This is a genomic window from Sphingobium sp. 22B (assembly GCF_001580035.1).
Taxonomy (GTDB): Bacteria; Pseudomonadota; Alphaproteobacteria; order Sphingomonadales; family Sphingomonadaceae; genus Sphingobium; species Sphingobium fuliginis.
The window spans coordinates 1-12,555 of sequence record NZ_LTAB01000034.1; the positions used below are offsets into that span (position 1 = coordinate 1).

Below are 12,555 nucleotides of genomic sequence, written 5' to 3' on the forward strand. Positions count from 1 at the left end.
CCGCAAGCCCCCCATCGGCGCGCCGCACAACCGGCCCGCCGGTGGCGCGCCCCCGCGCATGACCGCCCTCCCCCTTGAGCCGATATGTGCATGAACATCGACACATGACGCCCGCAGCCTTTTCACGGCCATGAAAATCCATTATTATTCAAAGCCATAGCGGACGAATCCGCACCAACCATCTTGCGAACCCGCAACGGCGCCGGGGCAATCCGCCGTTCCGGGAAGGAGGTTCAACAAAGGCGGCACAGGGCCGCTCAACAACGGGGTCGTACCATGCGCATTTTCTCTCTTCGCCCGCTTGCGGGCGTGCTGTTCGCGTGCGTGCTCATATTCTGCATGAGCGAATGGGGCCTGTCCCTCACCGCCGACACGGAAAAAATCTCCGCGCCCACGCCAGCGGCGAAAGACCCGCCGGGCATCGCCTCCATCCTCACCAACGGCTTTTTCGGCCGGACCGCCAACCCGACGCCGCAGATCGACTTCTCCCGCCCCTCCCCCAGCCCCTGGACCACGGCGCTGGGCAGCAGCAATCCCGCCGCGCTCTTTCCCACCACCGCCGCCGCCGCCCGAACCGGCGGCCCGGCCGGGCGCGCCGCCGGACCAATGGCGCCGGTCAGCACCATGCTGGCCCTCTCCACCGCCGCCACCACCGCGCAGGCAGGCGATTTCGCCAATTTCGACTTCGCCGGCGGCACCCGCTACCCTGAACAGGCGACCGCGTCGGTCGGCCCTGCCTTCTACCGCCCCGGCGCGACCGTCGCCTATGTGCCGATCACGCTCGACCGCCCGACGCCCAACACCGTGATCGCGCGGGTGATGACGGAGGATGGACCGGGCCTCGTCCGCGGCGTGGCGGGCATCAACTATCGAAGCATCTACAAGGCGGTGATCTTCCGCCCCGGCGACCCGCTGACCAAGACGGTCTCCGTGCCCATATTGCTCGGCGTGCCGCAGGCCGACTTCATCGTCCGCTTCGTGGAGGCTCCATGGGGCGGCAGGATGGGCACCGACCGCGCCTTCGTCCAATGCGATTTCCAGCAGGAACCGACGGCGGAACAGGTGGCGGGGCGCGAACCCCGCACCTTCCAGCCCACGGGCACGCTCCAGTGGAGGATGAGCCGCGAAACCCTCAAATGGTCCGACGCCGGCCATGACAAGGCCTGGTCGACCAAACTGCCCAATGGCCGCTCGCAACCGGGCAATCAGGAAACCGGCATCTATCTCGACGGCTGGGTCTATCGCGACTATGGCATAGAGGCGCCCCTGCGCTACACGGACGATGGGCTCGTCATGCACACGCAGAAGCTGAAGCAGCCCATCGCCTGGGACGGCGTCCCCTATGACTATGGCGCGGTCGTGCTCAGCGGCCACAACACCCGGCCGGTGCAGATCGGCTACGGCCAATATGAATTCACCGCGAAGATGCCGAACCGGCGCGGCTCCTGGCCCGCCTTCTGGCTGATCTCCACCGCCGGCTGGCCGCCGGAAATCGACATTTACGAAGGGTTCGGCTTCGAAAGCTGGTGGGATTTCGACCGCTACACCGCCAACACGCTGCACGGCGGCGCCAACATCACCCGCACCTTCCAGCAGGGCGTCTTCATGAACACCGAAGAGGTCTACGGCATCGGCGGCTTCACCACGGGCTTCCACAGCTTCGCCGTCGACATCCAGCCCGACTATATCACCTGGTTCATCGACGGGAAGGAGACCTATCAGGCGGTCAATCCCTTCGCCGGCTTCCGCTGGTACCCGATCATGAACGTCGCGGTGAAGACGACCGGCGACTATGCGGACGGCGCCGGCGACATGATCGTCCGCGACATCAAGGTCTATGCGGACGGGGGCTGAACGAAGGCGTCGCGCGGCCAGGCGCGACCATCCCACCCCTGTTCGGGCCCGACGGATATTCGGCAACCCCTCCGCCTTCATGCTCCCGCCCCGCGCGGGAGCATGCGACGGATCGGGAAGACCGCGCCCCTCAGAACTGATCGAAGATCGACCCCATGCGCGGACTGAACAGCCGGTCATAGGCCTTCAGCAAGGCCCCGTCGGTCATCCCGGCGATATAGTCGCAGATCACCCGCGGCGCCTCCTCCCCCGCCCGGACCAGCGCCCATTGCTCGGCCGGCAGCAGGGTCTCCGGCTCCGACGCCAGCGCCTCGAAGACGGACACCACCATCTTCTGTCCCTTGAACTCCAGTTGCTGCACCCCGGCGCTGCGGATCACCTCCTGATAGACCGCGTTCCTCAGCGCGCCCAGGAACCGCGCCGGCCCCTCCTGCATCCCCGCGCGGTATCGGACCAGCGGCTCCTCGAACTCCTCCCGCGTGTCGATGCGGCAATGGGTGATCAGGTGATGCACCATCCGTCCGATGCAGCGCTTGCGCCCGCCGCCCTCGCCGAACAGCGCCCCGACCAGCCGCTCATAGACATTATTCTCGGATTCGCCGGGATATTTCCGCTTGAGGTGGACCAGGAAGGACGCGCATTCCTCCTCCGGCACCAGCCTGCGAAAGGCCTCCTCCCCGATCAGGCGCAGCGCCAGCGCATCCTCCAGGTCATGGACGCCGAAGCCGATGTCGTCGGCCACGTCCATGATGCTGCAATCGAAGGATTTGTGGATCGCCCGGTGGTGCCTGCCGACCTGCGGCTCGATCGCCGTGAACGCCTCCCGGTCGGCGCTCGACAGCGGCGCCAATATCCATTGCACCACCTGCCTTTCGCTGTCGAGATAGCATTTGGGCGGCTTGCTGGCGGCCCGGTCGATGATGCGGATGGAAGACGGCCTGTCGCTCAGCCGGGGCGCGCAGGCGGGATTGCAGGCCTGCGCATAGGGGACCGGATATTTGAGCACGCCCAGCAGCGTCCGCCGCATGAGATTGGCCCCCGCCCCGGCCGAAAATTTCTCCAGCCGGGCCAGGATGCGCAGCGTCTGGCCATTGCCCTCGAACCCGCCCGCCTGCCGCATGCAGTAATTCAGCGCGACTTCCCCGCCATGGCCGAAGGGCGGATGGCCCAGGTCATGGGTGAAGCCGATGGCCTGGATCAGGCTGTGGTCGGGCAGATGCGGGATCGCCGGGTGGTCGGGGAAATCCTGCCGCAACTGCCGCGCTATGCCGCCCGCGATCTGCGCGACCTCCAGCGAATGGGTCAGCCGCGTGCGATAGAAATCGCTGTCGCCCAGGTTCAGAATCTGCGTCTTGCCCTGCAGGCGGCGGAAGGACGCGGAATGGATGACCCGCGCATAGTCGACATCCGCTTCATTGCGGGCATCCTCGCTCTGCGCCTGCCAGTTTTCCTGCCGTTCATACCAGTTCATGCCACTCTTCTCCGGCGAATCCCGACCGCCTGTCGCTTGGCCGGAATATAGGCCGCTTCTCCCGTGCAGGGGCAGGAAAACCGGTTCATGCCGCTTCCTCCATGCCGATCCTCATCCCACCCCGCCCTCATTTGCCTATTTGAACTATTTATGCCACATCTATCCCAAACAAGCTTCAACTTCGCGCAAGAGGGCAGGAATGAACGCAGTGGTAACCCAGATCGGCGATCTGGCGGAGGCCGGCGAAAAGATGGTCGAACGCCTGCGGCGCAAGGCTTTTCTGCCGGATAGCCGCAAGGAACTCAACATCCGCTTCGGCATCGCCGAAGCCGCGCAACTGCTCGGCTGCTCCACGAATCGCATCCGCATGGCGGAGGAAGACGGACGCCTTCCCCCTGCCCCGCCGACCGAAAACGGCCGCCGCCCCGGCTACAAGGTGGAGGAACTGCTGAACATGCGGCAGGTGCTGGGCGCCTCGCCCGAACGCGCCCCGCTGGACATTCCCGCCATCATCGCGGTGCAGAATTTCAAGGGCGGCGTCGGCAAGTCGACCGTCACCACCCATCTCGCCCATTATTTCGCGGTGCAGGGCTATCGCGTGCTGGTGGTCGACTGCGACAGCCAGGCCACCACCACCACGCTGTTCGGCTTCAACCCGCATTTCAACATCCAGCGGGAAGAAACGCTCTACCCCTATCTCTCCATCGACCCGACGCAGGTCGACCTGCTCTACGCGGTCAAGCACACCGCCTGGCCCAATGTGGACCTCATCCCATCCAATCTCGAACTGTTCGACGTGGAATATGAACTGGCGGCGGCGGGCAGCGACGGCGGCTCCGTCCTTGCGGCGCGCTTCCGCAAGCTGAAGCAGGGCCTGATGGACCTTGCCCGCCATTATGACGTGGTGCTGCTCGATCCGCCGCCGGCGCTGGGCACGATCAGCCTCGCCGTGATGCAGGCGGCCAATGCCCTGCTGGTGCCGCTGGCCGCGACCACGCCCGACTTCTGCTCGACCGTCCAGTTCCTCTCGATGATGGATCAGGTGATCGGCCAGCTGCAGCAGGCGGGGATAGAGGTCGACTATCAGTTCGTCCGCCTGCTCTGCTCGAAATTCGACAGCAACGATCCCAGCCATTCGATGGTCCGCGCGATCATGGAACAGAGCTTCGGCCCGGCCCTCCTGCCCATTCCGATCCTCGACAGCGCGGAAATCAGCCATGCCGCGCTGCGCATGATGACCGTCTATGAACTGGAAAAGCCGATCGGCACGCCGCGCACCCACAAGCGCTGCCGCGCCAATCTGGACGAGGCCATGGGCCAGATCGAGGCGCTGGTGCGTCAGGGCTGGGGCCGCGTCGCCCCTGCGCGGGAAGAGGACATCGTCAATGCGGCATGAAGCCCCTTTCCGCATGTTCATGATATGTTCCCGGTTTGCCGAAAGGGAATGCCATGGCGCGTAAGCAATCCGACTATCTGGCCGCCCTTCTCTCCGACGAGCCCGAGGCGGCAGCGGCAACGCCCGTCGAGCCGGAGGAGGCAGGCCCGCCCGCATCGCCCCCCTCCCCCTCCTCTGGCCCGGCCGCGCCGCGTCAGGATCGCGCCCGCGGCACCACCCTGCTCGGCCGCGAATCCGCCCTTGCCCGTCTGGCCTCGGGCGAGGTGCGGCAGGTCACGCAATTGCTGCTCGACCCGGCGAAAGTCCGGATATGGAGCGGCAATGCCCGCCTCTATGCGCATCTCAACGAGGAAAATTGCCGCGAACTGATCGACTCGATCATCGCGGAAGGCGGGCAGAAGGTGCCCGCCGTGGTCCGCCGGATAGAGGGCGATCCCGATCATGATTATGAGGTGATCGCCGGCACCCGCCGCCACTGGTCGATCAGCTGGCTGCGCGCCAACAGCTATTCCGACATGATGTTCGTGGCGCAGGTCGCCCAGCTCGACGATGAGGCCGCCTTCCGCCTCGCCGACCTCGAAAACCGCGCCCGCAAGGACGTCTCGGACCTCGAACGCGCGCGCAACTATGCCGATGCGCTCAAGGCCCATTATGGCAGCCACCTGACCCGCATGGCCGAACGGCTGAAGCTCTCCAAGGGATGGCTCAGCAAGATGATCAAGGTCGCGGGCATCGAGGATGCGGTGATCGACGCCTTCGCCTCCCCGGCCGACGTCCAGTTGAAGCCCGCCTATGCGTTGGCCCAGTCGCTCGACGACCCCAAGGGCGCGCCCGCCATCCGCGCGGAGGCGAACCGCCTCGCCTCCGAACAGCGCGCGCTGCGGTCGGCGGGCGCCGCGCCCATCCCGGCCTCGGATGTGCTGAAACGCCTGCTCGACGCGCCCCGCGCCGCCCAGTCGGCCCCCAGGGAAGAACCCTTCACCTGGACCACCCGCTATGGCCGTCCGGCGCTGACGGTCCAGTCGGTCAACCGCCAGGGCATCACCATCCGCCTCCACGCCGGTTCGGGCGCGGACATGGAAACGCTCGCCACCGCGCTGCGCGACACGCTCGAACATCTCGAACGGCAGGGCATGGGGCTCCAGCGCTGATGGAAAGCGGGGGGCACAGGACATATGACGGAAGCGAAAGGCCGGTCCAACCGGCGGCTTCCGCCCTGCCCCCTGTTTCCCCGGGGAAACATCAGCCCCTTGTCCCCGCCGACCCATGGGAAACACGCCCGCTGTTTCCCCGGGGAAACAGCCGATCCCCCATCCCCCCGGCCACCAGCCCGCCCTCGCCGGCATCCCCGGCCAGCGCCGCCAGCCTGGCCCGGTCGCCGCACGACCGCAGCCACGCATCGGCCCCCATCCCGACATGCGCCCCTCATTCCATAACTCCCGTCCATTCTCCGGAACGTTCATGGAATAGCCCCCGCGCGCCCCTTCCCTCCTCTGCGGCATCACGCCATGGGCTGACGCTCATCTTCAGGACCCGCCCATGACCCGCGCTTCCAGGACCGAGATCACCGACCAGTTCGAACTCTTCCTCCCCTATATCGCGGACATGCCCCTGCGCGACCAGCGCGAGATGATGGAGCGCCCCTTCTTCAGCCTCGCCAAGTCCAAGCGGGTCAAGCCGATCGACTACACCTCCCCCGACGGCAAGGCCTGGGTCCATGTCTCGGCCAATCCGGACTATGGCATGGCCACCATCTGGGATGCCGACATATTGATCTACTGCGCCTCCGTCCTGGCCGACATGGCGCGCCGCGGCCTCAACGACATCCCGCGCAAGCTGCACCTCATGCCCTATGACCTGCTGCGCGCCATCCACCGCCCGACGACGGGCCGCGCCTATGAACTGCTCGGCCAGTCGCTCGACCGGCTCGTCTCCACCACGATCAAGACCAACATCCGCGCCGAAAACCGCCGCGAAGCGACCTTCAGCTGGCTCGACGGCTGGACCCAACTGGTCGACGAACGCACCGAACGCTCCCGCGGCATGACCATCGAACTCAGCAACTGGTTCTATGAAGGCGTGCTGATGCAGGGCGGGGTGCTCAGCATCGACCGCGCCTATTTCGACCTGACCGGCGGCCGCGAACGCTGGCTCTACAAGGTCGCGCGCAAACATGCCGGCGGGGCAGGGGAGGGGGGCTTCGCCATCTCCATGCCCACCCTCTTCGAAAAGTCGGGGGCCGAAGGCGCCTATCGCCGCTTCAAATTCGAAATCGCCAAGATCGCCGAACGCGATCCCCTGCCCGGCTATACAGTCGAACTGGAACAGCCCGACGGCAAGCGTGAACCGTCGCTCCGCATGCGCCGCCGCCCCCAGGCCGATCCGCTCCCGGCCGCAACCGTCGCCCGCCGACCGGCGACGGCCTCGCCGTCCACCCCTCCCAAGACAACGCCGTCCCCCGCACCGGCCGACGCCGACATGCTGGTCGATGCCGGCAGCATGATCCGCCGGACCCTGGCCGGAATGTCCGCCAAGGCCAGCGCCGGGGAGATCACGGACGCGACCATGGCGACCCTGCGCGCCGACTATCCCGGCTGGGACTATCAGACGCTCCATCAGGAGTTTCGCGACTGGCTCGAAGCCGACCCCACCCGCACGCCTGTCAATTATCAGAAGGCGTTCATCGGCTTCGTCCGCCGCTTCCACGAGAAGAACCGCCACCGCCTCTAGAGCATCGTGCGCAAAAGCGGGAACCGGTTTTGCGCTTAAAAGGATGCGACAACAAAAGCCTGGAGCGCGCGGCCTGCGTATGATTTAACGCAGCACGCTCCAGAGCGGGTTTCGCTCTGATTCCATCAGGTCGCCGCTCCACATTCCCCGTCTTCCGCGATTCCCGCCAGCGATCGAAACCGGTCGCTCGGAAATCGCCCCAGAGCGCGCTGCGTCAACCGGACGCAGGTCGTCACATCCTTTCAAGCAGAAAACCCGCCCTGCGATGCCGAGCCGCATCCCAAAAGGCAAAGGGCTCGACCAAAACCGCCCCAAAACCCACGCCATATTCCGACCCTGCAATTCAGCCGACGCACCCCATGCCCAAGCCACGCCGAAATGCCGGGGAGGGCGTTCCCGAAGTGTCGGGTAGCGCTGATCGGAAAGAACAACCCGTCGCACACCCCGATAGCCGACCTCAATCCGCCCCGGAATTTGAACGTCCTTTCCAACACCCCCCTCCAATATGATTCAATCCCCCACCGACCGACAACAGCAAATCGCATGCTTCGACACTCCGGGAACACCCTTCGCGCCTTTAGGAACGTTTCCCCGACATTTCAGGAACGCCAGCGTCGACACTATAGGAACGGACCAACGATCCTATGGGAACAGCCAACCAACGCCGACTCGTGCTCTCATGGCGATTCGCCCCCCCACATCCCCGCCCGGTAACTCTTTAACTTTCCTAGAAACCTTATAACCTGGGCGAGACATATTTTTGGCAAGAGACTGGATGAGAAGCCTCGGGCAGCGCCGTCTAATGCCGCCCTGTCAGTCTTTTGACCTGCGCCACCAGTTTCGTCGCGCCCTGGTGCGAAACGCCCAGCAGCCGCGCGACCGCCATCTTGCTCAGCCCCGGATAGGCCAGCTCAAGCCGCATCAGCAACGGGGCCTTGCTCCGCCGCGTCACCTCCAGTTCCACCGGCAGCCGCGCCAGCTTCGCCTCCAGCCGATCCAGTTCGATCAACCCCTGCGCCGCCTGGCGCGCGACCATGGCGGCAATCTCTCCCGCCAAAGAAGCGGCATCGTCCGGCAGGAAGCGCGGCAGGCCGACAAAGCAGGGCAGGCGACGCAGGCTGAGCCCCGCCGCCACAAAGGCGCCGGGAAGGTGGCAGGCAAGCACCCAGCCCATATCGAACCGTCGCGGATCGATGCGCCATTGCCGCCCGTCGGCCGTCGTCACCAGATGCCCCTCGGTGACAGGCGTATCGAGGCTCCCCCTCGCATCGATCAGCCGCTGCGCGACCGCCTGGAGGGTGCCGGCAGGGTAGGGGGCCTCCAGCAGCATCTGGGCCATGCGCCACGCCGGGCCGAAGCGGACCAGATCCTCGGGCGCCCACAATCCCGCCTCCTTGCGGTCGTCAAGCAAGGTGCGGGAGATGTTGAGGGTCGCGCGCGCGACCGGGTCCCGGTCATCGCCTGCCGACAGCGCAAAATGGAAGAGCGCGGCGACGGAAAGCGGATCGTTGAGCCCCTCGCTATGGCGCGGCGGCGGCGTCCGCCCGCAAATCCAGTTCTGAAGCTCCGCAACCGACACCGGCACGCCGGCAAAGCCCGACAGCATGGAGGCGCCCTTCAGCCTTGCCCTGGCCAGCCAGACATCGGTCGCCGGGCTGTTGCAAAGCCGCCCGTCGAGCCGCCCGAGAAGAAGCAGGGCATGATCCGGCGAGGCTGAAAAATCCTGCATTTCCCATGGATAGCGCAAGATGGACTACAACCAAAGAGGCGAGTTGGTTGTATATGCTATGATGGTAGGAAAGCAGGCTGCTCCGCCTGATCGCCGGCGAATGGCTACCCTCTTTCTTATGCCATAATGCAGTAGCGCCCGCCAGCGTCAACCGAACATCCAAAGTGGGAACCCGAACAAAAGCCCTGAAATAAGACGACGCCCCTCTCGGACACGTCCGTCGGGTAAAGGCGAAAGGGGAAAGGGCATCCAACCGATCCGCAAAAGGGGAACAAAAGAGGAAACAGGGCTATTTTGCCCTGGGAGGCCCGTCAGGCGCCGGTGACGAGTGAGATATAGACAAGCTCGGCGCCATCGGCCTTTGCCTTTCAGAGAGCTTCCCAGCCTGCCCAAATTTTAGGCAATCGGCCCATCGATCTGTTCTCCCGGCCCACAGGAACAATGCGCTGGCTGCCGTAGCTCCTATCCTGCTCGGGATCGCGAACGTCATAGAGCCGCACCCGATGGATGGGGCGGCATCGATTCACCCCGCGATGATCTGCGGAGGAACTCGTCATCATATCGAGGGAGCAGGAACGGATGCCGCAACACGCCCGGCCTATATTCGATCGCCCTCGACGGGAGCAGGCAAGGGCACCGCCTGATCGACCGGACAACTGAAAGTCCCCGCAGAGGATCATGGGATATATTCATGATCCAGTGCAGCAATCTTCACCGGCATCCGGCCTTTGACAATCGCAAAACGGAGTCAGGCACGACCAAAGCCCGTCCAAGGCCATTATAGGGCATCCCAATCGAAAAGCCCGTTCTCCCGAGAGGCAAGGAGCGATGTTCCAGCGAAGACTTTCACCCATCAGATCATCTTGCATTGCTGGCAAAGCTCGAACATTGCATCGCAAGGCAAGGGCGTCTCAATTGTGGTAATGGAGATGGATAGATCAACAGTTCAACCCGCTGCCACCTTTCTCACCGCCTCCCGATAATTGCGATTGCACAGCGCGACTTTCAGAGAGCCTTGACCCCGCCGCCATCAATAAAGTCCAGCCCTCCTCAACCGCATCCTTGAAAGGAAAACGCCCCGAACGACATTTGCGTCGTTCGGGGCGTGATCTTGGTCGGCGGTCCGGATCGTCCGAACCGGCCAGACGTACAATCAGGCTTTTTCGGCCACAGGCGCCTTGGCTGCCGGCTTTTTCTTGGGAGCGGCCTTGGCGGGCGCCTTGGCAGGCGCTGCCGCCTTGCTTCCCGCCGCCGCCTTTTCCGCGGGCTTGGCAGCAGCCGGAGCGGCGTCCTTCTTCGGCGTGGGCGCCGATGGCGTAGCGATGGAGAGGCGCTTGCGCGATGCGGCGGGCTTGGCAGCCGGAGCCTTGGCGGCGGGCGCCTTGGCAGCAGGCTTCGCCTCGGCGGGCTTCGTTGCGGGCGCCTTTGCCTCAGGGGCCTTTGCCGCCGGGGCTTTCGCTTCCGCAGGCTTGGGAGCGGACGTCTTCGCAGGGGCCTTGGCCGCCGCCGGCTTGGCAGGCGCTGCCTTTGCAGGCGCAGCCTTGGGAGCAGCGGCCGCCTTCGGAGCCGCCGGGGCGGCATTGGCAGGGGCCGGAGCCGCTTCGGCCGGCTTCTTGGCATTCACCGGCTTGCGGCCAAGGCCAAGCTTCGTCGCGACGGCGCGCCGCGCTTCCGAATAGTTGGGCGCGACCAGCGGATAGGACTTCGGCAGGCCATAGCGTTCGCGATAGTCATTGGGCGACAGGCCATGGCTGGCCAGGTGGCGCTTCAGCGTCTTGTACGGCTTGCCGTCGATCATGCTCAGAATATGTTCGGGCGAAGACAGGCTTTTGCGGACCGACACGGCCGGCGTGTAAGTCGGCGCCGCCGCCTCTTGGGGCTTTGCGGCAAGATCATCAGTCAAGGCCAGACGCGTGGTCCGAATGAGGTCGGCAAGACCTTCGCTCGCTACATTATTGTTGGAGACAAAGGCACTCACCAGCTGAACAGTGAGCGTCGTGATGTCAGGCTGGTTGTTTTCAGACATTGGCCCCGCTTCCCATCTTTGAGTAATAGAAACGGCCTTTTGCGCGGTTTTGCGTTAAATGTAAATCCGAAACGACTTGACAGCCCGTCCGCATGCTGTCGAACAGGAACAAACAAGCTCATTTTGTTTCGAGATGGGACAGCCTGACCGCGCAATTGCGTCCGCCGGGGTGGAACCATCTTCGCCATATCATTCGCCAGTCAACGGCGCGAAGGCAGGGCGCCTTGAACAGCATAGGCAGGCCGCTAATCTATATTCGCCTGCCCAATACCAGTGTTCGACCGGCGGGCGACAATATTTGTCGACAGCGAAACCTGTTCTGCACAAAAAAAGGCCGGTCTTTCGACCGGCCTACTGAGTTTAGGAGAGGATGCCTGAAAGGCACCCGCCAGATGGCGCGCCGGACCTCCAATGGCAAATGCGAAGCGCGGCGATGTGATTGCGTTGCGCGCAATTCCCGGCGCCGGCTTCATATCGCACCATGTCGGAATGCCCTGCCGCGGACGGCGCATCGTTCAGGGCGAACGCTTCGGGACGAACGTCCACGCCGCGTGCGACGCACCCGGCAAAGATCGCGCATATGTCTGAAAAGGGCAGGGCGGGGGTCCATCCCGCCGGACTGGCGCGCGCCCCGCCGGTACGACAGGGGCGCGCCATTCGATCAAGGAAGGGATGGCGGCCCGTTCGTCCGGGCCGATCCTTCCGATCTTGCGTCGATGAAGACTTGGGCGGCCAGGCGCGGCCGCCGAAGATCGTCTTCAGCCGTTCAGCTGGTCCTTCACGGCCTTGGCCGGGGTAAAGGTCAGCTTCTTCGAGGCGGCGATCTGGATCACGGCGCCGGTCGACGGATTGCGGCCTTCGCGAGCGGGCTGGTCCTTGACCTTGAACTTGCCAAATCCGTTCAGCGAAACTTCCTCGCCCTTCGCGGCGGCACCGGCGATGGCGGAGAAGACGCCGTCGACATATTTGCGCGCGTCGGCCTTGGTCAGGCCATGGTCGGCGGCCAGTGCTTCGGCGAGTTCAGTATTGTTCATGATGATCTCCCTTTCGTGGACGGATGGTCTTAACCTGTCTCTTCGCACTCAACTAGCCCCTTTGCGACCGGCGAACAGCGAAAATCGGCAGTAAAATCGCGTTATTGGCGCTTTCGGATGGGAAAATGACCCCCGACCGGAGCCTTCGGCCCGCCTTTCCCGCCGGCGGCGACTCCTCCGCCCGGGTTCCGATCCGCCGCACGAGCAGGCATTTCGCCCGTGAAAAGGGCCCTCCGGGCGGCTGTTCCGCCAAAATGGTCGCAATTGTCGCGCGCGCCGCCCGCGCCATGCCGGGGGTGGACCGCCAAGGGCGGG

At 64.7% G+C, this 12,555-nt stretch carries 8 protein-coding genes; 4 read left to right on the plus strand and 4 right to left on the minus strand.

Annotated features, from left to right (window positions below; genetic code table 11):
- Positions 1-276: 276 nt before the first annotated feature.
- The gene (locus A0J57_RS21540; RefSeq protein WP_061937168.1) at positions 277-1,854 is read left to right on the plus strand and encodes a family 16 glycosylhydrolase; all 1,578 of its coding nucleotides are present in this window, start codon (positions 277-279) and stop codon (positions 1,852-1,854) included.
- Between the two features lie 130 nt (positions 1,855-1,984).
- Here the strand turns inward: A0J57_RS21540 and A0J57_RS21545 are convergent, their stop codons facing one another.
- Positions 1,985-3,325 (minus strand): anti-phage deoxyguanosine triphosphatase, encoded by a 1,341-nt coding sequence (locus A0J57_RS21545; RefSeq protein WP_061937165.1) that lies wholly within the window; start codon positions 3,323-3,325, stop codon positions 1,985-1,987.
- A 199-nt stretch (positions 3,326-3,524) separates the two neighbouring features.
- Here A0J57_RS21545 and A0J57_RS21550 point away from each other — a divergent pair, with 199 nt between their 5' ends.
- The 3 genes from A0J57_RS21550 (at position 3,525) to A0J57_RS21560 (ending at position 7,451) form a co-directional block, all read left to right on the plus strand.
- Positions 3,525-4,721, plus strand: coding sequence for an AAA family ATPase (locus A0J57_RS21550; protein ID WP_013054122.1), 1,197 nt, complete (start codon positions 3,525-3,527; stop codon positions 4,719-4,721).
- Positions 4,722-4,774: 53 nt separating this feature from the next.
- The gene (locus tag A0J57_RS21555; protein WP_061937162.1) at positions 4,775-5,872 is read left to right on the plus strand and encodes a ParB/RepB/Spo0J family partition protein; all 1,098 of its coding nucleotides are present in this window, start codon (positions 4,775-4,777) and stop codon (positions 5,870-5,872) included.
- A gap of 388 nt (positions 5,873-6,260) precedes the next feature.
- Positions 6,261-7,451, plus strand: a complete 1,191-nt coding sequence (locus tag A0J57_RS21560; RefSeq protein WP_061937159.1) for a replication initiator protein A — start codon at positions 6,261-6,263, stop codon at positions 7,449-7,451.
- 799 nt (positions 7,452-8,250) lie between these two features.
- On the opposite strand, the gene A0J57_RS21565 is transcribed toward A0J57_RS21560, so the two are convergent.
- The 3 genes from A0J57_RS21565 to A0J57_RS21575 form a co-directional block, all read right to left on the minus strand.
- Positions 8,251-9,180 carry a hypothetical protein gene (locus A0J57_RS21565; protein ID WP_061937156.1) on the minus strand — a complete coding sequence of 310 codons (930 nt, stop codon included), beginning with the start codon at positions 9,178-9,180 and terminating at the stop codon, positions 8,251-8,253.
- 1,153 nt (positions 9,181-10,333) lie between these two features.
- Positions 10,334-11,206: a MucR family transcriptional regulator gene (locus A0J57_RS21570; RefSeq protein WP_061937153.1), complete on the minus strand. Its 873-nt coding sequence runs from the start codon at positions 11,204-11,206 to the stop codon at positions 10,334-10,336.
- A gap of 758 nt (positions 11,207-11,964) precedes the next feature.
- Positions 11,965-12,240 (minus strand): HU family DNA-binding protein, encoded by a 276-nt coding sequence (locus A0J57_RS21575; RefSeq protein ID WP_007684484.1) that lies wholly within the window; start codon positions 12,238-12,240, stop codon positions 11,965-11,967.
- Positions 12,241-12,555: the final 315 nt, after the last annotated feature.

Excerpts from the sequence above, each read along its gene's own strand:
- A0J57_RS21555 (WP_061937162.1), top strand. The coding sequence starts at position 4,775 with ATGGCGCGTAAGCAATCCGACTATCTGGCCGCCCTTCTCTCCGACGAG.
- A0J57_RS21540 (WP_061937168.1), top strand. The coding sequence starts at position 277 with ATGCGCATTTTCTCTCTTCGCCCGCTTGCGGGCGTGCTGTTCGCGTGC.
- A0J57_RS21575 (WP_007684484.1), bottom strand. The coding sequence starts at position 12,240 with ATGAACAATACTGAACTCGCCGAAGCACTGGCCGCCGACCATGGCCTG.
- A0J57_RS21560 (WP_061937159.1), top strand. The coding sequence starts at position 6,261 with ATGACCCGCGCTTCCAGGACCGAGATCACCGACCAGTTCGAACTCTTC.
- A0J57_RS21550 (WP_013054122.1), top strand. The coding sequence starts at position 3,525 with ATGAACGCAGTGGTAACCCAGATCGGCGATCTGGCGGAGGCCGGCGAA.
- A0J57_RS21565 (WP_061937156.1), bottom strand. The coding sequence starts at position 9,180 with ATGCAGGATTTTTCAGCCTCGCCGGATCATGCCCTGCTTCTTCTCGGG.
- A0J57_RS21570 (WP_061937153.1), bottom strand. The coding sequence starts at position 11,206 with ATGTCTGAAAACAACCAGCCTGACATCACGACGCTCACTGTTCAGCTG.
- A0J57_RS21545 (WP_061937165.1), bottom strand. The coding sequence starts at position 3,325 with ATGAACTGGTATGAACGGCAGGAAAACTGGCAGGCGCAGAGCGAGGAT.